Source organism: Candidatus Enterococcus myersii (assembly GCF_017316025.1).
GTDB classification, from domain to species: Bacteria; Bacillota; Bacilli; order Lactobacillales; family Enterococcaceae; genus Enterococcus_C; species Enterococcus_C montenegrensis.
Genome location: NZ_JAFLVT010000001.1, coordinates 45,617 through 68,640, shown reverse-complemented (window position 1 = coordinate 68,640; position 23,024 = coordinate 45,617). Strand labels below are relative to the sequence as shown.

Below are 23,024 nucleotides of genomic sequence, written 5' to 3'. Positions count from 1 at the left end.
TCACTTCCTATTTCTTATTTTTATGTTCATAAACGGTTTGTCGAATCACCAATTCGCTATTCAAATTGAATACTTCTGAATCTTTTTTTGTACCATCAATAACGGATACTAAAATTTCCATTGCCTTTTGTCCTTTGGCAAGCTGATCTAGTCTCACAGTTGTTAATGGTGGGTCATTTAAGGCCGCATATTTAATATCATCAAAACCAATAACAGAAATTTTCCGTTCATAAAAGATCTTATTTTCCTTAAGAAAATGAATCAACTGCATTGCCAAGTAATCCGCTGTAACCAAAATAGCTGTAAAAGATTCGCTAGTAGACAACAATAAATCAAAGTCTTCTTCTGTAAAAATCAATTTTTCATCAACATCGATACCATGCGCATTGAGTGCTGACATATAGCCAATGTAACGCTGTTGCACAACGCCAGATTGCGTCAAATCAAAATCATAAGATAAAAATGCAATTTGTTCGTGTCCTTTTTGGATCAAATATTCTGTTGGTTTGTAAGCTGCATTAAAATCATCTGTATTCAAAAAGTACCGATCAGGATATTCGTGCAAATTATTGTAGACGCGCTCGTCAATATGCGTATCAATAAATACAATGGGAACGCTGATGCTTTCATTAATCAACTCGAAGAATGCTTGATTGAAACCAACGGCGATTAAACCATCAAACTTCCAATTTTTTTGAATATCTTCAATATCTTGTTGAGAGGTAATATTATGAATCAACGTAAAAAAACCTTTTTCTTTTGCAACACGTTCAATACCTTCTAAAACTTCAGAAACAAAAGGATCTGTGAAATCTAGACGGGGACGTTCAGAAAAATACAACAAGCCGATTAAATGTGAAGATGACTGAACTAAAGCACGTGCATTCATATTAGGAGAATAGTCATACTTTTTAATAATTTGATTAATCAGCTCTTTTTTCTCATCTGAAACACGATTAGCCTTATTATTGATTACATTTGAAACAGTTGTCACGCTCACTCCTGCTTCTTCTGCAATTTTTTTTATGGTGATTTTCATGTTTCTTCGCCCTTTCTTTTTTCACTATCGCCTTTGGTTAGTTTCTATTTAATTGCACCGCTAGAAACACCGGCAATAAATCTTTTTTGAAATACTATATAAATGACTACAACTGGAATAATCGAAATTGCGGTAGCAGCAAAAAGTCCGCCATAATCTGTACCATATTGGCCATTAAACAAGCGTAATCCAACTGATAAAAGTTGTTTTGATTCATCATTAATCATTAAATACGGCCATAGAAAATCTTCCCAGCTCCACAAGAATTGGAAAATTGCTAAACTGGCTATTGCATTTTGGGACATTGGTAAAATGATGCGATGAAAAATATAAAAATCACTTGCACCATCTACTCTTGCGGCTTCAATCAATTCGTCAGGAATTTGCGAAATCGCTTGACGGAACATAAAGATTCCAAATCCCGAAACCATTGATGGAATAATTAGCGCCTTATACGTATTCAGCCAGCCAAAGTCTACCATCATTTCGTATTTAGGAATAATAGTTACTGCCCATGGTAACATCATCGTACTTAAAACAACACCAAATAGTAAATTCTTTCCTTTAAAACGAAACTTCGCAAAAACAAACCCCATCAATGAACTAGTATAAATGATAATTACAGTTGTTAGTACTGATACAAACAAACTGTTTGCAAACATGCGCATAAAGTTAAATTTTTCTTGCACATCAATATAGTTCTGAAAAGTTGATGGCGTAGGAAATAACGAGCCAGTAATTTTTACAATCTCACTGTTTGGCGCAAAAGAAGAAACGAGCATCCAGATAAAAGGGATAATTGTCACCAAAGCCAATAACAACAAGACAACATTTAAAAGAATCGAACGGATATTTTTCATTGATTTTTCTTCCCTTCACCGGTGACTTTAAACATAATAATTGTTAAAATACCAATAATTACAAACAAGATAATCGCCATTGCAGAGGCCGAACCAAAGTTATACTTTACAAAAGCTTCATCATAAATCAAATAAGAAATAACATATGTTGAAGTCCCTGGTCCGCCGTCAGTCATGATCAAGATTTGGATGTAAGCTTGTAGATACGTAATTAGAGATGTAATTACAACAAACAAAGTCGTTGGTTTTAATAATGGGACTGTAATTTTCCAAAATGTTTGCCAAGAGGTGGCACCATCAATTTCAGCAGCTTCAAAAACATCTTCTGGCAATCCCATTAAGCCACCTAAAAAAAGCACGGTAGCATAGCCAAAGTCCTTCCAAATAGTCATAATAATAATCGCCGGTAACGCCCAGTGTGTATCTTTTAACCAATTAATATCAAGATGAAAAACCTTGTTAATCAGGCCAAATTGCGGATCAAACATCCACATCCAAACAAAAGAAACAGCTACTAATGGTGTGATGGTCGGCATATAAAATAGACCTTGAAACAATGTTTTAGCTTTGGTTAGTTTTGAGGAAATTAGCAATGCTAGTCCTAATCCTAGCACTACGCGGAATAAAACCGCAAAAAAAGTAAAAACAAATGTATTGGACATTGATTTCCAAAATAAATCACTGGTTAATACATCTTTGAAATTATCTAAACCAACAAAATCGTATTTATCGATCATTGGATTCCAATCATGTAAGCTTCCAGCAAATGCCTTGTAGATTGGGTAAACAAGAAAAATGGCAAAATAGATAATCAATAAAACGACCGCAACATTTTTCAGATTAAAAAAATTTCTTTTTTTATTAATAGCTTGCATTTACTTCACCCCTTTTTTACGTCTGCGTTAGCATATATAATTGAATAGTCATTTTTCCGCTAACTTTTTTAGAAAAAGGGTGTGTCAAATTTGTGACACACCCTACCTGACAACTTATTTTGCTTCGTCAATATGTGCGTAGCTATTTTCTAATGACGTAAAATCTGTATCCTTCATATCTTTTTCCATCTTTTCTTGTCCTGATTTTACGGCTGCATTCAAGTCTTTACCATTGAATAAAACATCTTCCATTGTTTGCGTTCCAGTACTTTCTACTGTAGCAGGGAATGGACCTGGCCAAATTAAACGCTCAACGCGAGGTGCAATAGCTTCTAAAACAGGATTTGCCATAATATCTTTATCGTTTGCTAATGATTTTTTTGTAGGGAACGATGCTAATGCTAAAGCACCTGTTTTGGAATATTCATCATTTGCTAAACAGTATTTTAAGAAATCTTGTGCGACAGCTTGTTGTTCTTTGGCTTGATTTTTATTAATTCCTGGTGTGCTCTCCCCATTGAAACGATCATAGGCTAAAGGTGTATCTTCAGATGGTGTTGGTGTTGCAAAAACACCAAAATCCACATCTGGATAGTTGGTCTTTAATTCATTTAAATACCAACCCCATTTATAAACCATTGCAGATTGACCATTCCCAAAACTTTGTGAAGATTCTGCTCCAAAGTCTTTTGAACCTACGCCATCTTTTTCATATAGATCAATTAAAAATTGTAAATTTTCTTTTGTTACATCATTATCATAATTTACTTTTTTGCCATTATCTTTAAAGAGTAACTCCCCTTTTTGGTAATTTAAACCTTCGTAAATCGCACTATATGTTTCGCCGTTCCAGTTAAATCCAGCTTGCGTAATTTTACTACCATCTTTTTTGGTTAATTTTTTTGCAACTTCACGGAATTGATCCCATGTTTTTGGAATATCTTTATCTGTTAAACCAGCATCTTGCCATAATTTTTTATTGTAATAAATATTGCCTGTGTTAATCATGCTATCGGTGTAATAAACTTTCCCGTCAATAATGTGAGGATCAACGGAAGTAAAATCTGCTGTTAAATCTGCTGTTTTAATGTCATAAGGTGCTAAATATGGAAACAACAAATCATGTTGTGAATTATGAATATTAAAAATTGCTGGTCCATTGTCCCCTTTTAGCGCCAATGGTAATTTTGTCCAATAATCATCCCATGGATGGTTTACAACTTTAATAGTGACGTTCGGATAAATTTTTTCATAATCTTTTGCCATTGTGATGGCAGGATCACCTTCGTTCCAAGTCCAATACTCAATTTGGATTGGTTTACCATCATTGACTAGTTTATTGGGGTCAAATTTTACATGCTCCCCCAAAACTTCCATCCCTTTATCTTCTTTGGTGTCAGTTGTACCTTTTGCACTATCTTTGCTTGATGAACCACAGGCTGCCAAAGTGCCTACCATCAAAACTGTTGCTAGTGCTGTTAAAACTTTACTCATTTTCATGAAGTTCTCCTCCTTGTTAAGTTTAACGTTCAACTTCTCTTGTAGTTTAACGTTAAACTTAATTGTTGTCAACGCTTACATTATTATTTTTCAAATAAATAACAATTCATGCTCAAAATATGTATTGGCCAATTTATTAAAAGAAGAAAAAATCACAATTATTGCCTGCGAATATTTTGTACTTTTTCTTTTAAGCTAATACATTAAAAGTGAGTACCTCTGAAAGGAAGGCAAAATCCCATGCCTGCAATTTATAATATACTCCCTCAACAACCCACTGATAAAATCCATTATCAATTACTATTACAACCTAAAAAAACAACCCATCCCTAAAAGGATAGGTTGTCATAGTCTTCAGTCTTACTAAACCGCTGATAAGGGGACGTTCTTAACAAAAGTATTCAACTACAGCCTGAAAAAGCCCGGAAACAAAGTAATCTTAAAATTGGTTTTTAATAATTTTTATCCGTTTATTCTTGAAGCTAGTGATGAAATGCCCTTTTTAAACTTCTTACTATCTTCTATTTCTTAGGAAAATGTGCTAGTTTAGCGTAGCCTTCCAATTCTTCTTCAATCCGTAAAAATTGATTGTATTTTTCCACTCGTTCACTGCGGGCCATAGAACCTGTTTTAATTTGTCCGGCATTCATTGCGACAGCAAAGTCAGCAATATAAGTATCACCAGTTTCTCCTGAACGATGGGAAATCATTGTATTGTAACCATTTTGGCGCGCCAATTTAATAGCTGCAATGGACTCAGAAACTGTGCCAATTTGGTTTAGTTTGATTAAAATTGCATTGGCGACGCCTTTATCAATGCCCTCTTTAAAAATAGTAGGGTTGGTAACAAAAATATCATCGCCAACTAGTTGAATGTTAGCCCCCATCGTATCCGTTTGTTTTTTAAACCCGTCCCAATCATGTTCGGAAAAACCATCTTCAATTGAAATAATAGCAGGGTATTTCGCTACTAATTCTTGGTAGTAGGTTAACATTTCGCCACTGGACATTTCTTTGCCTTCAAAATTATATTTATGGGTATCCTCATTATAAAATTCGCTTGAAGCTGGATCTAACGCAATCGCAATTTCTTCTTTTGGCATGTAACCAGCAGCTTTAATTGCTTCATACAATGTTTCGATAGCAGCTTCTGTACTACCTAGTTTTGGCGCAAAGCCGCCTTCATCCCCAACCGCTGTTTCAAGGCCTTTTTTAGCTAAAATTCCTTTTAGTGTGTGGTAGATATTGGCAATTTTTTCTACTCCATCACGGAAACTTGCTCTTTTAACTGGCGTGATCAAAAATTCTTGAACATCAATGCCCGAATCTGCATGGACACCACCATTAATTACGTTAAAAAATGGTTGTGGTAATTCTAAATCAACACCACCTAAATAACGATACAAAGGTTCCTTTTTGCTAGCGGCCGCGGCTCGACTAACCGCCATCGAAACACCTAAAATAGCGTTAGCACCCAACCGACTTTTATTGGCTGTACCGTCTAAATCAATCATGATGTGATCAATTTTTTCTTGATCAAATGGACTCAACCCAACTAGTGCATCTTTGATTTCTGTGTTTACATTGTTCACTGCTTTTAAAACGCCTTTGCCTTGCAGACGATCACCGCCATCGCGCAATTCGACAGCCTCACGATCGCCAGTTGAAGCTCCTGATGGCACTTGTGCACGTCCTAATGTTGCATCAGATAAAATGACATCGACTTCGACAGTTGGGTTACCTCTTGAATCAAAAACTTCTCTTGCTTTAACATTTTCAATCACTACTGACATGATAATTCCTCCTTAGATTCTTTGGGTGGCAAAATTTGAAATGCAAAAAAACACCTGTTGTAAAAGTATTTGAAAACATCTCAAATAAACTCTTACAACAGGTGTCATCAGCCATTTCAGCACTTATAGGGAACACCATCCCTTTACGTGAAAATAATATCGCCATTTTCAAAAATTGTAAAACAAAAAGACTTTTGCTTTTAATTAGCCGTAAATTTCAATTTTGTCCGCTAAATAAATAAGATGAAATTTAAGTAACGGTTTAAACCGTTTCATAAATTTCATCTTATCACTAATGGTTATGCTAGACTTTTTTAATCTACGACTTGTTCATTTACATATTTGGCATATAAAGGATGCGTCGCAATTAACTCACGGTGTGTCCCACTACCTGTGACTTCTCCATGTTCGATAAAGTAAATTTTATCTGCGTCAACAATCGTTGATAGGCGGTGCGCAATTACTAATGTTGTCCTTCCTGCCATTAACTGATCTAATGCTCGCTGTACTTTTTCTTCTGATTGGGAATCTAAGCTTGCGGTAGCTTCGTCTAACATCAAGATATTCGGATTGCGTAAAAAGGCTCTGGCAATCGCAATTCGTTGCTTTTGTCCGCCGGATAATTTGACGCCCCGTTCGCCAATTTGCGTGTCCAATTGATCAGGAAAATCGCGAACAAACTGATCCGCATACGCTAATGACAAACCTTCCCACATTTTTTCATCTGTTAATAACTGATTTAAACCATATTGTAGATTGTCTCGAATACTACCGGCAAAAACCGCGCTATCTTGTGAGACATAGCCAATTTGTGAACGCCAATCTTTCAAAGACAAATCATTAATGTTTTGTCCGCCAATGGTAATGGTGCCCGATTTTGGTTCATAAAAACGTTCCAACAGACCAAAAATCGTTGACTTACCTCCGCCACTAGGTCCGGCAAATGCCACCACCGTATTAGGTTTAGCTTCAAAAGAAACATCTTGTAAAATCACTTTTGATTCATCGTAACTAAAAGATAAGTGATTTGCTTCAATCGTTTTACCTGTGACAGCGATATTAGTATCCACTGTAATCGTTTCCGTTGGCGTTTCTAAAATTGCTTGAATCCGTTCTGTTGCCCCCATTGCTTTTTGCACTTGAGAAAAGAAGGTAGCAAAGCTAGCTGCTGGTGTAATGATATTGAAGAGATACAATAAGAAAGCGACCAATTCACCACTCGTTAGTGTCCCTGCTTGCACCCGCACTGCGCCATAACCTAAAATACCAACAAATAAACCTAACATCGTCGTCATCATTACCGGTTGCAAAACAGCTTCAACTTTGGCATCTTTTAAACCCAGTTTAAAGATTTTATCAATATAGCGACCACCATTTTTAATTTCATAGCTTTCACCATTACTGGATTTAATTAAGCGAATCTCAGATATCTTCTCTGTCGTATCCGCATTAAAATCTGCTAGCGCACCTTGCATTTGGCGCCCAATTTTCATCATCACTTTTCCAATTGGCATCATCACTAACATGACAATGGGCACAGATATAAACATTAGCGCCGCCATTTTCCAATCCATGATAAATAAGATAATCACCGAGCCAACTAATTGAATAGCCCCCGTAATAAAATTAGGAAATTGGGTCGTTACCAAGTCCTTGATTACACTGGTATCGTTCACCAAACGAGAGCTACTTTCACCAGATTTATGGTCGTCATAATATGCGACAGGCAAATGTAACAAATGGTGCCATAATTTTTCTCGTAATGTTTTGACAGAGCTTTCCCCGACATAACGTAAAAAATAACCGCCAATTGCACCGAAACCTAAATATACGATAAACGCCAGCACCAAGACGGCAACCATTTTACCATCGATTTTTGCTAATTCACTCGTATCTACTAATCCTTTTGTTAACTGTGGCACAACAAGACTCGCACCACTCGTGATTAAGCTTAGTAATAAACCAAAAGCAAAAAGTGCTTTTTTGGGGCTCACACTATTAATTAGTTTCAAAAAATCTTTAAATTTAAATGTTCCTTTAGCTTTTGGTAATTCATCCTCAAAAATTGCAGCTTCACGGCCGCCTCCACCTTGTGGCATTGTAAATTCCTCTTTTCTTCATTAAGCATCTGGCATTACGCACGTGTAAAGAAAAACCGCCTGTAGCCTTTACAAACTTGAAATTTTTTGTAAAAAGCATCTGCCAGACTAAATCTTTTTAAACATAGTCATTTTAAAACGTCGTTAACGCTTTTAAAAATCTTTCCATTCATCTTGATCTTGTTGATCTTCTTTGCCGTGATTTGGCTTCATACCGCCAAATTTATTCTTCCAACAATCAAACCAGGCCTCTTGTTGTTCTTTGGTTGCATGGGGGTGATTTTCGTGAAAATTACGACCGCCATGACGGCTGCCACGACCCCCTCTTGGTCCACCACCAAAACCACCAAAGCCTCCACGGAAATTACGCATTTGTTCTAAATCTTCAAATGACATTTCCCGCATTTTTTTCTGCATTTCCCGACGTAATTTGTTCATGTCCGCAGCATCCATTTCAGCCCATTCTTGCCCAAACTGTTCTTTAAAAACTTCCTGCATATTTTGAATAGCTGCGAGACGATCAAAAGGATCTACAAAGGCTTCGGCTTTTTGTTTCATGTCATCATTCCAGCCGTCTTTAATTTTTTGTAATAAATCTGCTAGTTCCGTCATTTCCTCTTCCGTCAAGCCATCAAAGAAATGTGCACTTTCACTTGTTTGTGCTGTCTGTGCCGATGCTTCTGCCTGCTTTTTGCCTACTTCGGTCAAAAATACTTTCTTAATACGTTTGTCCTGCTCATCTTCAATGCGTTTTATGGCGCCACTATTTTCTAATTTCTTCAATAATTCTGCCAGTGAACTAGGACTCAAACCCAAAATGTCTGCTAAATAGCCTTGGGTTAATCCGTCTTCCAAGCGCAATACTGCCAATACTCGCTGTTGCCCTGTTAATTTTTGTCTTTTACTCATAAACGCATTGCCAGCATCACTAATGAAACGAATTTGTTTTAATAATTGGTCACTAAATGTATTCATTAAAATTACCTCGCTTTTATTACGGTACCGAATATTTCGGTACCGAACTTTATTACATTAGTGATTATATTTCGGTACCGAACAATTGTCAATACTTTTATCTCAAAAAAAATTAGTTAAATCTTTTATAGGACAGTCTCTGTCTTATAACAAAAAAAGATTGTGACAAAAGTTTTTCAAACTTTTGTCACAATCGCTTTTACGATTTCGTTTTAACAATCTTTGCATGCCCGGCTAAACCCAGTGCAACCCCTAAAAACAATCCTAGAACGAGAAATACCCCAAAGGCTATGCCAAATAGTGATCCTGTATAAATAATCTGAGTAATTATTCCCAGCATGGCGCCAATCACGATTCCTAAAAATATCCGACTGCCATAAGTTAAGCCAATTGCTTCTTCTTCTGCTACCGATATATTTTCATAGTGTGCCTGATAAGCTTCTTTACGTTTTTCCTCTGGATTTTTGGGTTGTTCAGCAAAAATGACTGCTGCTGCTTTTTCAAGGGCATCTTCTTCACTTAGCCCATTTGCAATTAATTCTTCTACATAATCTTGGATATAAATTTCCAGCTCTGCTTCATCTTCTTTTCGATTAGGATAAAACTTTTGTCTGGCTTTTTCTTCGATTTCATCAAATTTACGCGCAACTTTTTCAAAATAACTTAATTCATTGCTGCTCAATGTATTCTTAACAGCTTTTTTAGCCAATGTTTCAATTGCTGTCTGGGTCTTATCCGTTAGTGTCATCTCAATTAACTCCCTTATAAAATGTGTTCATTAATTTTTCTATAAACAACCACTCTTGCTTTTTGTGTCGCAAAAATGCGTTGCCTTTAGTGGTAATATGATAGTACTTGCGCTTAACACCTGTGCCAGATTGCCAATAACTGGTAACATACCCATTTTTTTCTAAACGCTTAAACGCAACGTATAACGTCCCCTCTTTTAATTCAAAAGCTTCTTGACTAATTTTTTTTGCCTTTTTGGCAATATCATAGCCATAACTATCCTCTTCATTTAAAATTGTCAAAATAATTGGATCAATATAGCCCCGCAGTACTTCTTTATCAATCTCCATTTCCTCACCTCAATCAATACCTCGTTACACAAGTATAATAAAGCGAGGTATTCAATAAGTCAACAAAAAAACACCAACTTTTATTATCCATTTGGCGTGAATAATAAAATAGTTGGTGTCAATTTCGCTAAAATGCGAAAGAATGATTCTAACGAATTGAAGTTGAACGTTAGCCTCACAAATGTATTATACCTGATTTTCATTACATTTGTCCTTAATAATCTATAGCAAGCTGTCACTTACAAGCTAAAAAATTGAATCCCAAACCAAGCTTTACGCTGTCACAAAAATTTTGACTAGCGATGATGCGAATCGAATTATCCCCAAAATTTCCAAATTCTTCTAGCTGTTTGTTTCGTCCTGAAGCTTTCCTTTTGAAACCTTTACTTTATAAGTAGCCAGATCCAAACAAAAAAGCCGCCCACTGACTTTGCTGGAAACGGCTTTTATTATAAGCAGAACTACAATTTAGAATAATGTTGCAATATAAAGTAAAATCGCCGAAGCAACTGCTAAAATACCGAAGGCTTTCAAACCCACTTTAAACCATTTTGAAAAGTTAATTTCTGCAATCGCTAATCCGGCTAACAACACGCCACCTGTTGGGGAAATAATGTTCATTAACCCATTGCCAAACTGATTACTTAAAACAATAACATCACGATTTAGACCTAGTAAATCACCTAATGGAGCCATTACTGGCATCGTTAAAGCAGCAGCCCCCGAAGATGATGGTACAAAGAATGTTACTAAAACTTGTGCACCTAACAAAATGGTCGAAAATAATGCCTTGGGTAGTCCCCCTAAAAGAGTGGCCAAACTATTTAAAATCGTATCGATAATCATGCCATTTTCTAAGATTACCAAAACTCCCCGTGCTAAACCGATGATCACAGCAGCATAGGCAAAATCTGCACAGCCTTCTACAAAAGCCTCCGCGATCTTCTTTTGTCCAAATTTAGCGACAACACCAGCAAATAAGGCCAGTGCGACAAACAATGCCGAAATTTCCACCATGTACCATCCTTGGGCAATAATCCCCCAAATCATAACGCCTAAACCGCCGATAAATCCAGCCACAATCAACTTATCACCATTGGAAAAAGGCTTGTCTTGCTCAAAATTTTGAAATTTACTTTTGACCAATTGATCGCTAGCATAAACGATTGAACTTTCAGGATTCGCTTTTACTTTACGGGCATAATTCATAGTGAAAATAATAGAAATTGCAGTTAAAATGACCCAACAAATGACGCGATAGCCTAATAATGGATTGCCATGTACACCTGCAACGCCTTGGGCAATCAAAACATTAAAGGGATTAATCGTTGATCCAACATAGCCCACTTGCGTTCCCAAAAATAAAATTAAAATTGCCGTCATCGAATCATAGCCTAATGAAAACATCAACGAAATAAATACTGCAAATAAAGGAATCGCCTCTTCACTCATGCCAAAAGTCGAGCCGCCAAGACTAAATAAGATCATAGACAGCGGAATTACTAAAATTCCTTTATCCCCAAGAGAAGTTGCTAATGAAAACAAAGCGCGGTCCACTGCTCCCGTTTTTAGAATAACCCCAAAAGCACCACCAACAACCAACACAAAAGCAACTACTTCAACCGCCGAAATAATTCCCGCAGCTGGCGCCTCTAAGATATCACCAATTCCTTGACCATAGCCAGCCTTAGCGATTTGGTGATACGTCCCCGGAACAACTGTTGTTTTTTCTGCGCCGTTAATATTTTCAACAACTGTCTCAAATTGACCACTGGGAATAACCCAAGTTAAAATTGCAGCTGCGATAATCAAGCAAAAAATCAATGTATAGCTATGGGGAAAGACAAATTTCTTTTTTGCTTTTGTTTCTGTTACTTCCATTTCTTTTCCTCCTTCAATTACAAAAATACGTATCAAGACGTTATGCTTTTAACTAAATTTTTTTAACTTTGGTAAACGACCTGCCCATCAATATAGGTGGCGACTACTTTTGCTTTAGTTAAAGCCATAATATCATGAGTCGTTAAATCCTGATCAAAGATTGCTAAATGTGCTTTTTGTCCTTTACATAAAGTACCACAGTCCAGCATACCATTTGCGGCAAAAGCATTTTGGGTAAAAGTTTGCAGCAAGGTAAGACAATCCAGCCCTCTTTTTTCTTGCCAGCGTTTCTGTCCATGAGGAAACTTACGCCAAACGCTGCGGATAATGGACTCTGGTAAATCTGTCATGAAAAGTGGTAAATCAGTACCACTGGTAAGCAATACCTTTGCATCTTTTAAGGTGCCATAATTAAAGAAACGCTCAGCATATTTTTGTGGCAAAACATTTTCCATATAGCTTTTTTCATAACTATCATTTAGTCCCAATACTTGCGGATAGATTTCTGCTACAATCTTGTTATCTGCCATTTTCTGTGCAGTTTGCTTAGTGACCATTTCTAAATCACTGATAGAATTATAAACACCTTTAGGTAAACGCTTACCATTTCGAGCTAAAATTTCAGCAGCTTTTGCTGCCGCTTTATCGCCTTCTGTGGTTAAACAGCAAGGAATATTTTGACTATTGCACGCTTTCACTAAATTATAAATAGCAGTGTAATCAATCTGTGGCTGTATTTGCTCAGAAGAATAGTTTCCAAAGGTAGCACCTGTTTCATCTGCTACTACGCCATCTACCATAATTTTTGCACCGCCGAAAGTGATATTTTTTGCAAATTCAGCTTGCTGATATTGGATTAACTGCGCTATATTCAAGGGTTTTGCCACCGCTTGAACATAAAATCGTGTTTGAAGTTTCCCTTGTGGACGTCTTTTAAAATAATCGGCATTGTCAAAAACAATTTCTTTTGTTGCGACCACGCCACGAGAAAGCAGGGCTCTTTCATACTTTTGATAAACACAAGCCAGCTCAGCTTCATTCCTTAATAACTCGTTAATCAACTTTTCAGCTGCCTCAGCACTGGTATCCGTTTCCTTAAAACCATAGCGCATTTTAGCAGCACGATTTAACCAACAATACGAACGATTTTTATCGATGCCGCTAATTGCACCGGCATAATTTAGGTTATCTAAATCTTGTTGCGTTGGTTTTTCTGACCATTGTGTCAAGTCAAAGCCGTGAAAATAAATCGGCTCTCCTTGTTTTTTTGTTGCTGCGGCCTTGATCTTTTTTAAAGCAGCATCTTTATCTAAACACTGGCTTAAATCAAGACCTGCATTCATCCGCAAATAGCCGCTAAAAAAGACATGATTATCAAACAAGCCAGGCATCACAAAATAATCATCATATTCAAGTAGTTGGCGATTATTAGAAATTTCACCATATTCCCAGTTGAAAAATTTCGCGGTAATCTGGTCATCTTCTATCACAATGTGGCCTTTTTGAACGGGATGAATACCATCAAAAAGCAAATTGGTGCGAATAATTGTTTCCATGATTCCTCCTCCAGCAAATTGCTTGGCGGCAAATCAAATACTAAAAGTATAGGCATCACCTAAATAAAACTGCTTACCAAAATGAATTGGGCGCATATTTTGATCCTTCACTACTGTCTGCATGTAAAAAAACGGTGTCCCGATCGCAACGGCCATTGTCGTAGCGATAAAATCATCGGCAGAAACAATTTCTAATGTTGTTTCTCCTGGATTAATTGGTAAAATATCATGTTCTCTTAAAATAGCATATAACGAACCGGTTAAATCTTCTGTTTGTAAAAAAGAAAAACGTTCAAAATCAAAATAGTTATTTTCCAGTAGTAAAGGTACACCATTGCCTAGACGTTTTCTTTGGGTGTATAAAACTTTAGCCCCCACCGGTATTTCTAATTTTTCCGCTAGTTCTTGATTTGCGGCTAGTACTTCTTTTTTTAATAAAATACTCGTCGTCTTTAACTGACTACTTTTTCCGCTATCACTAAAACCGGTCACATACTCAATTTTGCGTAATACTTTGTGACCGCTAATAAACGTTCCTTTGCCTTGTTTTTTTACCAAATAACCTTCTGCCACCAATTCTTCAATCGCTTTACGAACTGTAATCCGGCTGACACCATAATTTTCAATAAATTCTGGTTCTGTTGGGATGCGTTTGTTTTCAGTATATTCGCCGGTATTTATTTTTGTTTTGATTACTTCTTTTAATTGTTTATATAGTGGCAATTGTGCATTAGCATCAAGCATATTAGTCCCTCACTTAGTTTTTGATCAAAAAGATCTCTCCTCAAGTAGAGTACCAAATGCCCTTGTTTAACACAAGCCGCTAGTAGGCAACACCATAACCAAAAGAGCCTTCTATAAGGCAAGATTCTCCTGCAAAATTATTTCCTGCTTCCATGGCTTCTATAATGCCTGCTCCTTTTAAATAATGAATTAAAAAGGCCGTCAAAAATGAATCTCCTGCTGCCATTGTATCCACAGGTTCCTTTAAAACTGGTACAACTTCATAAAAATTTTGACCATCATAAGCAAAAGCAGACTTAGCGCCGCGAGTAACAATTAAAACTTCATTGTTACCGGTAAAATGCTCATGCAAAAACTGTTTTGTATCCTCATCACTGCTGTCGCTCATGGAGAAAAAGCCGAAGTTTACTGCAGCGATCGCATTTTGAATTTCAGTTTCAGTAAAATCGTCAGAAAAATCATATGAAATTTTAGCTGGGACTGCTTTTAAAGCCGGTAACAAATGATTCACGTGGCTGTATAACCCCATATGAATTAAATCAAAACTTTTTAAATAGGCTTGATCTTCCTTGGTTAAAGTAAGCGGGTGCGTCCGCGTTACGCCACCTTCATTACTGCCTAAAAAAATACGATCTCCCGCTTTAATTTCCACACGTGCACAACCATTTTCGCCTTCAACTACACGAGAATGACTATTATCCAAACCAATTTCATCGACAACTTTTTTGACATGCTGCCCTTCTCTATCTGTTCCAAAGACCCCCATAAAACTGCTTTTTACTCCTAATTTTTGCGCAAATACGGCAAAATTCAGAGAATTCCCTCCTGGATACATCAGCTGATAGTTCACGTACTTATCAACAACATTGTCGCCTAATCCAAGAACCTTCATTGCAACTGCCCCTTTCTTTACAATTTATTTTTACATTTGCAAAAATAACAAATATATTTTATTTTTCAAGAGAAAGACAGTTACGAAGTTTTGGCAACTGTCTTTAAAAAAATATTTTAATAAGCAACTTTTCCCATATAGCGGCGCACGTCTAAATCATGCTGGCGCACGTTAGCTAACGCTAAGCGGTATTCAGCTAAAACGCTATAGAATAAAATTGGATTGAAAAATTCGTTAACTTCTTGTGCAATTAAATCCAACCCTAATTCTTTTGCATCGACATACTCGACATTTTTAGCATATGCTTGTAAGAAAGTTTTTGCCCGCTCATCTAGTGGTCGGCTGCGTCCTTCACTCATTAACATAATGTAATTGCGATCTTGATCTGTCACTTCAAAAGGTCCGTGGAAATATTCGCCTGAGTGGACAGCAGTTGAATCCAACCACTGCATCTCCATTAACGAACAAATTGAAAAACCATAAGCGTGACCATAACTAGGTCCACTGCCCATAATGTAGAACATCGTATCATTTTGATATTTATCAGCAAAAACTTTTACCCGCTCTTGTACTTGGTTAATTGCATTTTTTACGACGGTATCAATAATGCCCATACCTTCTTTAAATTTATCATAGTGAGCATACCCTTCTGTTTGCGCAACGAGTGAAACTGTTAAATCCAAAATAATCGCCATTGGATTGTTTTTCACTTCAGCATCTGCTCCCCAATCATATAAAAAACTGTAATTTGATACCGAAAATAAATCAGCTTCTTTATTATGAGTTAGCCCCACTGTTTGTGCGCCGCGACTTTGTGCCACGTTTCCAGCTGCAACGGTTTCTTTGGTATTACCACCATGGGAGCATAAAATGACAACCGAATTTTCATCTAAAGCTTTCGGTGGCACGTGACAAAACTCATTAGCAGTATACCAACCGGTAAAACATTTGCTTGATTCAGCTTTCATAAAGTACTCTGCCACATACATGTCAACTAAAGAACCCCCACAAGCAACAAAATAAATACCTGAAAGCTGCCCTTCATTTTTAGCCAAAATTTTCTCAACAGTTTTGGTTACGTCCATTTTTTGTCCTCCTAAATTTAAAAAAATTGTTTAAATAGCGTACCTGTTTTTACAGTAAATCATTTTTACATTTATAACGTTATATGACGTTTTACTTTTTTAGTGTAATCGATTTCTATTTATTGGTCAATAGTTTCTTAGAATTTTTTTGCTCTTGAACTTACAATCTAAGTGCACACGTAAAAAATGACTCATACCGAATTCCCAACTAGAAAAGTCTTATCTAAGAAAACTACTAGGAAGAATTCAATTATGAGTCACTATGTCATCTTACCATGTTCGCATAAAAAGAAGTTCTATTATCTTTACAACGACACTAGCGGTTAGCAAACACGCACAACACAGCGTAAAAATGTTTTTTACATGATCTCTAACCGTTTAAACCTTAGGGGATACAAGCCAAAGCAACCAACCAATAGGCTCCTAAATAAAACTTTAGGAGCCTATTTTTAATACTCATACCTACGGGATAAAAAAAATCTCTTAAGGTACTAACAAAATTGGTTAAAAGAGTCTTCGTAAATTTCATACTACGAACATTGAATTTTCTAGCTTAAAGCCTAGCAAGTAATTTTGAAAAGTTTGGAATAGAGGTTTTAGATTGTTTCTGGAACTTAAGCAAAGACTCAATCATTGCCTCAATCTCTCGAAAGTCACCTTCTTGCATTTTCATTATAGGAGTAGCAAATATAAGCTTCATGATACTGTAAGCTACTTTAGCGTTAGAAAATACAGTGCCCAGCATAGGTGGAGTGATCTTAACACCATTGTCTTTTAATATCTGAAAGGCTTCTTTATAACTTAATGAAGCTAAACGCATTAGCTCTTTTTTCTCTTTTTTATTACTAATACCAGCTTGAAGCTTGTCGAAGGTATTTAATACCGTAACCAAAGCAGCATGAGTTTTAAGCCAATCATCTAATTTTTTATCTATTTCCCATGTATAACTCGTATTAGAAAAAATAGCTTCAAGAATAGGTTCAAGCTTAGAGGTATTAACAGATGAATTGATCTTAAGCTTCCCTTTTCCAAACCTTAAGATTGTTATCAGGTCTTCTTTTCTAGTACCGCCTGTTGTTTGGAAACCAAAGGATACATTCTTATTACTTGTTGCAAGACTCATTAATTGGGTTTCAAGATACAAGGTATCCATTTGATTTCCTACAAATATGATATTTTCACTCATGTTGGCAGCTAAAACAGGTAACACACTCTCAAAATCACTATATTTCATAGTAACAAAAATGATGTCATAAAAATCATCTGCGTTAAGTTGTTCAACATACGTTAACGTATCAACTGTACGTTTCTTTTGTAATTGATGATAAAGAACTAAATTATCTGATCGCAATTGAGCTAATCTTTTATTACGAGCCAACATTATGACTTGGTTATGAGAGTTTTGAGCTAAACTATGTGCTAAGTAACTTCCTTGAATACCAGCACCATAAATCAATATTTTCATAATTAAATACCTCCATAATAGACACGTGTTGATTAATCAACATCTGAAAGTTATAGTAAGTTAAAGAAATATTCAAAGCAATCAACAGATTTAGAAATATGTTGATTACTCAACATAAAAGGATGAATGATTATGGATAGAAGGAAACGGAAGACGCAAGCTAATATTGTCAATGCGTTTTATGAAGTTATCGCAAAAGAAAGCTTTGAACAACTCACAGTAAGCAAATTGTGTGAAGTAGCTGATATTAATAGAGGAACATTCTATCTTAATTATCTGGACAAGTATGATTTACTTGAACAAGTAATTAAGGAAGAGATTAGAAGTTTAACTGAATTTTGTGCAGAACATGAAGAAAATGCAGATCACTTAACAAAAACCCTCGAATATATGTTAACTAAAAAAGACATGATTTCCTTATTACTAAAAGCAGATACTCAGGGTTTCTTTACTACTCAATTGAGAGACTTCTTACTGACAGAAAACTATTCTGTCTCAGAGGTGAACGCAATCTTTATCACCAATGGTTTGGTAGGCGTACTGACACACTTGCTTACAACCAACGAGCCTTCTGAAAAGATAATTTCAGACTTTACAAGATTTTTAAGGCAACATCAAAACTTTATTGAACTTACGAAATCATAAATACCAACTTAGACACAAACTACAGGAGCGTTAGCGACAAAAGCTAACGCTCTATTTGTTTACACGCACACCGATGTAGTAATACTCAAACTCTTCATGAATTTACATACACCTAAATCCCTAAACATTTTTTGACAATTCCACAGATAAGATAAAATCCAACTCATTTATCCTTCCAATCACCTAAAAATGACTTAGAAACACCTAAACACCTTCATGGAGATAAGTAGCTAGGACACCCCCAGAAAAATCTTAGTAATTGCTACATTCCCTGATAAAAAGTTAAGCAAACTAAAGCAATATTGTCAGAAACATTCTTTAAGGAATCTTTTGTGCTTCTATCACCTTAGGTACTACTTGATGAGGTAGTAAGTTTTAGACGCTGAGGAACTAACAGCTAATTCAATCTATCGCTTAAAACAATTGCTCGTAAGACTTTTTCAATGAAAAAAGTAGCAATATCATGCCACGATTTGTTATTGAAGTACTATTTTTGATAACCCAAGTTAATCATCATCTTTTTTCACAAAACTAATCGCCGTCCAACCCATTTTATAGCCTGCATTCAAAAAAGCATTAATAGAATCTGTATGTGAAAATTCCGTTCTTGCCACCGGAATCTTCGTATTATTCGTCCCATGCCTAATTTCAGCTGTAAGCTTTTGAATTAACTTTGTCGCCAATCCTTGTTTACGATAATGTGGCAAAATATTCATACCAATTTCGTAACAGTATTCGCCATTTTCATTACAGCCGGCCATCCCGATAATTTCACCATTCATTTGATAGGCAACCCCTATTTTGTCAGGGTCTTCATCGCTATCGGCGAAACATTGATCAAAATTCTTTTGATTTTTAAATTGCTTAATATCTTCTTCATAAAAAATTTTTATGGCCTCATCTTCTTTATTGACTATTTTTTGAGGAAGTAAAAACGTGCCCCACTCATTTAAAGAATAACCATTTTCTGCTAAAATCGCTTGGAAAGTTTGAATATTTTGTAATTCAAAAAACCACTGATTGTTTTTGCCTTGATATTGTTTTTTTAATTGCGCCAGTAAAGGTGCGCTATTTGCCCGTACATAAAGTTTTCCTTGATAAATAAGCGCAACACCGGCAAATCTATGATAGGAAAACATTTCTTTTGTCGGTTGTCCATAACAAAAAACATCTGTAGTTAAGTCAGCTATAGAACAGCCAATATCAAGAGCAAATTGTTCTGTTATTGTATGCATATATTCTCCAATCGTAAAAATAATGTACCTAACTTTCCAATTCATTATAGCTTATAAAGTAAATACTTACCTACCTGGGTTATTTAAACAAATCAAGCTCAGCTTCTTCTACTCCAAATGAAAGGAATAAACATATACCATAGTTTTTTGTAAATTTATTTAGTATAATTATTAAAAAGGGGGAGCTTTATGGTAACAATAAGAGAAATTGCAAAACAGTCAGGCTTCTCATCAGCAACGATTTCACGCCTTTTTAAAGGCGATGAGTCTTTAGCGATAACGCCAAAAACTAAAGAAAAAATCATTACAACCGCTCTTACAATGGGGTATGATCGGTCTAAAATTAAAACTACTTTATACAAAATTGCTGTCTTATTTTGGCTATCTGAATCAGAAGTGCAAGAAGATGTTTTTTTTAGAAATTTAAAAGACGGACTTAAAAAATATGGCAAGATAGCTGGTATGGAACTGGTTTTTATTAGTAGAGAAAAAGGGATTGAATCTATTCCAGAAGATGTTTCAGGCTTCATTGCAATTGGCCCTATTACAAAAGAAGAGTTAACTGTACTGTATGAAAAGGGAATTAAAGGGGTAGTACGTGGGATTAATCCCACCCCAAAACTTTTTGATACCGTTGATTCTAATACCAGAGAGATGACACGTGAAGCTATTGACTTATTTCTAGCTGAAGGATTTACAAAAATTGGCTTTATCGGAGGAAAGTTTTTTAATCCAAGTACAAAAAAAGAAGAGTTAGATAATCGTGAACGAGCTTTTCGTGAACATTTGGCTAATAAAGGGTTATTAAATGAAAAGTACATTTTTACTAAAGGTAAATTTACAATGGAAACTGGGATTGAATTGGCAAAAGAAATGGTAGATTCTTTGAAAGATGATCTACCAGAGGCCTGTTTTATTGCTTCTGATACAATTGCTGTGGGTGCGCTACAAGGCTTTAATGATAAAGGCGTATTTTTACCAAACCAAATGGCACTCATCAGTGTGAATGATTACGAAATGGCAAAATTTGTCACGCCTCCACTTTCCACTTTTCATATTGATATCGAAGAAATGGCAAAATCAACTATCGATTTATTGTCAGATCAGTTGGTCTATCCTCGCGACATCACCAAAACTATATTATTAAGTGCCAATTTAGTTGTACGGAAAAGTTTTATTCCCTTCACAAATTCAAATTAGAAAAAGGCTTCAAAAGATAATTCACCGTTATCTTTTGAAGCCTTTTTTATTCCGCTATATAGCAGAAAGAACAAAATCAATTGCTCCTTTTGGATTGTTGGTCAAACTGATATATTCCGCCCCTTTTGTCGCGACTACTTTTACCCCCAATTTATCTGCGTCTTTTCTTATATCCTCTAAATAGGCGTTAACTTGAGGAGCTAAAATAACTAAATCAAAATTTTTCATAATATCATAATGTGAGCCATATGCGCCTGCTTGTGCCTTTAGCTTAACCCCCGTTTCTTTAGCCCCTTCTTCCAATGCGTTTGCTAACATTGCAGAAGTTCCTGCTCCCGCACATAAGACCAATACTTTTTTTTCTGCGTCAACTGTATCATCCAATTGTGAGATGACAGTTGCTGCCGTAGCTCCAACTGTTTCAACTACGTGGGTTAATTCTTCTTTTACCTCTGCTACTTCGATATTCTTAGCTTCTTCTAATACTAATTCTGCATCATAAGCTTTAATAAAGGGTAAATAAATTACCGTATCAACCAATAATAATACGCCTGCTAAAACAAAGGCTAACGGGGCAAAGCCTGTTCCCATTACTAACCCAATTGGTGCTGGAGTAGCCCACGGTAAAACAGAAATGAAACTATTCATACTGAGCACATCAACAAAGAATTTAAAGATACACACATTCACCATTGGAGCTAGAAGAAATGGCACGAAAAAATAAGGATTCAAGATAACAGGAGCAGCAAATAATAACGGTTCATTTACTGCAAAACAGACTGGAATAAACGATGCTTTACCAACTGCTTTTAGTTGTTTGGATTTCGCAAACAGCATGAATAAAAATGGCACGACCAAAGTAGCTCCTGTTCCTCCCATTGTACCGACAAAATTTCCTAACCCCACAGTTAAAACTTTTGATGCTTGCTCACCGTTTTTGAAAAGTTCAAAGTTCGTTTCAACGTTTGCATATATAATGGCAGCAATTGCTGGCTCTACAATAGATGGACCATGTACACCAACAAACCAGAATAACGCCATTGCTCCCCAGATAATAGCAATACCTACGTAGCCATCAGCCGCAGAAAATAGCGGTTGTAGTAACTCAATAACTGATTCTGCCAAGGAAGCTTCTGTTGCCATTCGTACTAAAACATCTAATATTGCAGCAATAAAAGCCGCAATTGAAAAAGGAATAATATCTCGAAACATCTGGGTAATAGTACCGGGTACTTCTTTTGGCATTTTGATTGTTAAATCACGTTTCACACAAAATTTATATACGTTTACCGTAATAAATGCAGCGATAAAAGCAGCAATTAAACCTTTTGTTCCCATATATCCGGTAGAAATACCCCCATCGATTTGATCGGCACCAAGTAATAAAAAGCTTATAATTGAAGCAAGCATAACGGAAATTTCATTAATTTGTTTGCCAGAATCTGATAGTCTTCGATTCATTGAATTAGCCAAACAACGTGCTGTTGTTCCTGCAACCAATAAGCCCACAAAGCCCATTGAGTATCCATAAACTTTCCATAACCAATTGGCAAATGCTTCTGGTAGTGCAATACCAAACACTTCTGGCACTGCGGCAATCATAATGAAAATACTTGAAAATAAAATCGCAGGCATTGCTGTTAGGAACCCATCTCGAATTGCTCCGAGATAGATATTACGAGATATTTTTTCGAAAAACGGTTTCATTTTTTCAATTTGCTTAATAATAACGTTCATTTTACAACTTCCTTCCTTTCTAATTTCCGTACTTTTCTTGATAAAGAGAAATAAAATCTTGAACAAGTTCACGAAGTAAAATCGTTGTCATTAGATGATCTTGTCCGTGAATAAAAATAAATCCAATTTCCAAATTTGTACCGCTAGCTTCTTCAGCTAATGCCTTTGTTTGTGCATTATGTGCCAATTTCAAATTTTCATCTGCATCTGCTAAAAGAGCTTCATAGCTATCGAAGTTTCCCAATCGAACATCTTGTAATGCTTTTAACAAGCTACTGCGAGCATCCCCTGCATAAGCAACAATTTCAAAGCCTAACATTGCTAACTCTTCCTTATTCATTTTTAATTCCTCCTAATTTATTAT

Annotated in this window: 20 protein-coding genes and 1 riboswitch; of the genes, 2 read left to right on the top strand and 18 right to left on the bottom strand. The window is 36.0% G+C overall.

From position 1 onward, the window contains the following. Window positions 1–7 precede the first annotated feature (7 nt). From JZO76_RS00420 to JZO76_RS00350, 15 genes are all read right to left on the bottom strand, one after another. Window positions 8–1,039, bottom strand: coding sequence for a LacI family DNA-binding transcriptional regulator (locus JZO76_RS00420; protein WP_206902203.1), 1,032 nt, complete (start codon window positions 1,037–1,039; stop codon window positions 8–10). A 44-nt stretch (window positions 1,040–1,083) separates the two neighbouring features. Then, on the bottom strand, window positions 1,084–1,899 hold the full coding sequence (locus tag JZO76_RS00415; RefSeq protein WP_206902202.1) for a carbohydrate ABC transporter permease: 816 nt from the start codon (window positions 1,897–1,899) through the stop codon (window positions 1,084–1,086). Next, the gene (locus tag JZO76_RS00410; protein WP_206902201.1) at window positions 1,896–2,774 is read right to left on the bottom strand and encodes a carbohydrate ABC transporter permease; all 879 of its coding nucleotides are present in this window, start codon (window positions 2,772–2,774) and stop codon (window positions 1,896–1,898) included. The genes JZO76_RS00415 and JZO76_RS00410 overlap by 4 nt, the downstream gene beginning before the upstream one ends. Before the next feature lie 114 nt (window positions 2,775–2,888). Beyond that, complete coding sequence (locus JZO76_RS00405; protein WP_206902200.1) at window positions 2,889–4,274, bottom strand: extracellular solute-binding protein; 1,386 nt, start codon at window positions 4,272–4,274, stop codon at window positions 2,889–2,891. A 521-nt stretch (window positions 4,275–4,795) separates the two neighbouring features. Next, on the bottom strand, window positions 4,796–6,067 hold the full coding sequence (gene eno / locus JZO76_RS00400; protein WP_206902199.1) for a phosphopyruvate hydratase: 1,272 nt from the start codon (window positions 6,065–6,067) through the stop codon (window positions 4,796–4,798). Between the two features lie 91 nt (window positions 6,068–6,158). Further along, a riboswitch (Fluoride riboswitch) is annotated at window positions 6,159–6,219 on the bottom strand. A 162-nt stretch (window positions 6,220–6,381) separates the two neighbouring features. Next, entirely contained in the window at window positions 6,382–8,166 is a 1,785-nt protein-coding gene (locus JZO76_RS00395) for an ABC transporter ATP-binding protein (protein ID WP_206902198.1), read from the bottom strand. Window positions 8,167–8,319: 153 nt separating this feature from the next. After that, on the bottom strand, window positions 8,320–9,141 hold the full coding sequence (locus JZO76_RS00390) for a MarR family winged helix-turn-helix transcriptional regulator (RefSeq protein WP_206902197.1): 822 nt from the start codon (window positions 9,139–9,141) through the stop codon (window positions 8,320–8,322). Between the two features lie 199 nt (window positions 9,142–9,340). Next, window positions 9,341–9,889, bottom strand: a complete 549-nt coding sequence (locus JZO76_RS00385; protein ID WP_206902196.1) for a hypothetical protein — start codon at window positions 9,887–9,889, stop codon at window positions 9,341–9,343. A gap of 1 nt (window position 9,890) precedes the next feature. Next, window positions 9,891–10,220 carry a PadR family transcriptional regulator gene (locus tag JZO76_RS00380; protein ID WP_206902195.1) on the bottom strand — a complete coding sequence of 110 codons (330 nt, stop codon included), beginning with the start codon at window positions 10,218–10,220 and terminating at the stop codon, window positions 9,891–9,893. A 468-nt stretch (window positions 10,221–10,688) separates the two neighbouring features. After that, entirely contained in the window at window positions 10,689–12,101 is a 1,413-nt protein-coding gene (locus JZO76_RS00375; RefSeq protein WP_206902194.1) for a YfcC family protein, read from the bottom strand. 62 nt (window positions 12,102–12,163) lie between these two features. Beyond that, window positions 12,164–13,657: an amidohydrolase family protein gene (locus JZO76_RS00370; protein ID WP_206902193.1), complete on the bottom strand. Its 1,494-nt coding sequence runs from the start codon at window positions 13,655–13,657 to the stop codon at window positions 12,164–12,166. A gap of 33 nt (window positions 13,658–13,690) precedes the next feature. Next, window positions 13,691–14,401, bottom strand: a complete 711-nt coding sequence (locus JZO76_RS00365) for a GntR family transcriptional regulator (protein ID WP_206902192.1) — start codon at window positions 14,399–14,401, stop codon at window positions 13,691–13,693. A 79-nt stretch (window positions 14,402–14,480) separates the two neighbouring features. Then, entirely contained in the window at window positions 14,481–15,293 is an 813-nt protein-coding gene (locus JZO76_RS00360; protein ID WP_206902191.1) for a fructoselysine 6-kinase, read from the bottom strand. Between the two features lie 116 nt (window positions 15,294–15,409). After that, window positions 15,410–16,378: an SIS domain-containing protein gene (locus tag JZO76_RS00355; RefSeq protein ID WP_206902190.1), complete on the bottom strand. Its 969-nt coding sequence runs from the start codon at window positions 16,376–16,378 to the stop codon at window positions 15,410–15,412. A 553-nt stretch (window positions 16,379–16,931) separates the two neighbouring features. Further along, the gene (locus JZO76_RS00350; RefSeq protein WP_206902189.1) at window positions 16,932–17,843 is read right to left on the bottom strand and encodes a ketopantoate reductase family protein; all 912 of its coding nucleotides are present in this window, start codon (window positions 17,841–17,843) and stop codon (window positions 16,932–16,934) included. Between the two features lie 132 nt (window positions 17,844–17,975). On the opposite strand from JZO76_RS00350, the gene JZO76_RS00345 reads away from it, so the two are divergent. Continuing rightward, window positions 17,976–18,488, top strand: coding sequence for a TetR/AcrR family transcriptional regulator (locus JZO76_RS00345; RefSeq protein ID WP_206902188.1), 513 nt, complete (start codon window positions 17,976–17,978; stop codon window positions 18,486–18,488). Window positions 18,489–18,994: 506 nt separating this feature from the next. Here JZO76_RS00345 and JZO76_RS00340 read toward each other — a convergent pair. After that, entirely contained in the window at window positions 18,995–19,768 is a 774-nt protein-coding gene (locus JZO76_RS00340) for a GNAT family N-acetyltransferase (RefSeq protein ID WP_242595709.1), read from the bottom strand. Between the two features lie 144 nt (window positions 19,769–19,912). Between JZO76_RS00340 and JZO76_RS00335 the strand changes: the two genes are divergently transcribed. Further along, on the top strand, window positions 19,913–20,923 hold the full coding sequence (locus JZO76_RS00335; RefSeq protein WP_206902187.1) for a LacI family DNA-binding transcriptional regulator: 1,011 nt from the start codon (window positions 19,913–19,915) through the stop codon (window positions 20,921–20,923). 54 nt (window positions 20,924–20,977) lie between these two features. Here JZO76_RS00335 and JZO76_RS00330 read toward each other — a convergent pair whose 3' ends face one another. Continuing rightward, entirely contained in the window at window positions 20,978–22,660 is a 1,683-nt protein-coding gene (locus JZO76_RS00330; protein WP_206902186.1) for a PTS lactose transporter subunit IIBC, read from the bottom strand. A 19-nt stretch (window positions 22,661–22,679) separates the two neighbouring features. Next, window positions 22,680–23,000 carry a PTS lactose/cellobiose transporter subunit IIA gene (locus tag JZO76_RS00325; RefSeq protein WP_206902185.1) on the bottom strand — a complete coding sequence of 107 codons (321 nt, stop codon included), beginning with the start codon at window positions 22,998–23,000 and terminating at the stop codon, window positions 22,680–22,682. Between the last annotated feature and the right edge of the window lie 24 nt (window positions 23,001–23,024).

Excerpts from the sequence above, each read along its gene's own strand:
- JZO76_RS00420 (WP_206902203.1), bottom strand. The coding sequence starts at position 1,039 with ATGAAAATCACCATAAAAAAAATTGCAGAAGAAGCAGGAGTGAGCGTG.
- JZO76_RS00330 (WP_206902186.1), bottom strand. The coding sequence starts at position 22,660 with ATGAACGTTATTATTAAGCAAATTGAAAAAATGAAACCGTTTTTCGAA.
- JZO76_RS00340 (WP_242595709.1), bottom strand. The coding sequence starts at position 19,768 with ATGAATTGGAAAGTTAGGTACATTATTTTTACGATTGGAGAATATATG.
- JZO76_RS00350 (WP_206902189.1), bottom strand. The coding sequence starts at position 17,843 with ATGAAAATATTGATTTATGGTGCTGGTATTCAAGGAAGTTACTTAGCA.
- JZO76_RS00385 (WP_206902196.1), bottom strand. The coding sequence starts at position 9,889 with ATGACACTAACGGATAAGACCCAGACAGCAATTGAAACATTGGCTAAA.
- JZO76_RS00365 (WP_206902192.1), bottom strand. The coding sequence starts at position 14,401 with ATGCTTGATGCTAATGCACAATTGCCACTATATAAACAATTAAAAGAA.
- JZO76_RS00325 (WP_206902185.1), bottom strand. The coding sequence starts at position 23,000 with ATGAATAAGGAAGAGTTAGCAATGTTAGGCTTTGAAATTGTTGCTTAT.
- eno (WP_206902199.1), bottom strand. The coding sequence starts at position 6,067 with ATGTCAGTAGTGATTGAAAATGTTAAAGCAAGAGAAGTTTTTGATTCA.
- JZO76_RS00370 (WP_206902193.1), bottom strand. The coding sequence starts at position 13,657 with ATGGAAACAATTATTCGCACCAATTTGCTTTTTGATGGTATTCATCCC.
- JZO76_RS00395 (WP_206902198.1), bottom strand. The coding sequence starts at position 8,166 with ATGCCACAAGGTGGAGGCGGCCGTGAAGCTGCAATTTTTGAGGATGAA.
- JZO76_RS00375 (WP_206902194.1), bottom strand. The coding sequence starts at position 12,101 with ATGGAAGTAACAGAAACAAAAGCAAAAAAGAAATTTGTCTTTCCCCAT.
- JZO76_RS00405 (WP_206902200.1), bottom strand. The coding sequence starts at position 4,274 with ATGAAAATGAGTAAAGTTTTAACAGCACTAGCAACAGTTTTGATGGTA.
- JZO76_RS00380 (WP_206902195.1), bottom strand. The coding sequence starts at position 10,220 with ATGGAGATTGATAAAGAAGTACTGCGGGGCTATATTGATCCAATTATT.
- JZO76_RS00345 (WP_206902188.1), top strand. The coding sequence starts at position 17,976 with ATGGATAGAAGGAAACGGAAGACGCAAGCTAATATTGTCAATGCGTTT.
- JZO76_RS00360 (WP_206902191.1), bottom strand. The coding sequence starts at position 15,293 with ATGAAGGTTCTTGGATTAGGCGACAATGTTGTTGATAAGTACGTGAAC.
- JZO76_RS00410 (WP_206902201.1), bottom strand. The coding sequence starts at position 2,774 with ATGCAAGCTATTAATAAAAAAAGAAATTTTTTTAATCTGAAAAATGTT.
- JZO76_RS00415 (WP_206902202.1), bottom strand. The coding sequence starts at position 1,899 with ATGAAAAATATCCGTTCGATTCTTTTAAATGTTGTCTTGTTGTTATTG.
- JZO76_RS00355 (WP_206902190.1), bottom strand. The coding sequence starts at position 16,378 with ATGGACGTAACCAAAACTGTTGAGAAAATTTTGGCTAAAAATGAAGGG.
- JZO76_RS00390 (WP_206902197.1), bottom strand. The coding sequence starts at position 9,141 with ATGAATACATTTAGTGACCAATTATTAAAACAAATTCGTTTCATTAGT.
- JZO76_RS00335 (WP_206902187.1), top strand. The coding sequence starts at position 19,913 with ATGGTAACAATAAGAGAAATTGCAAAACAGTCAGGCTTCTCATCAGCA.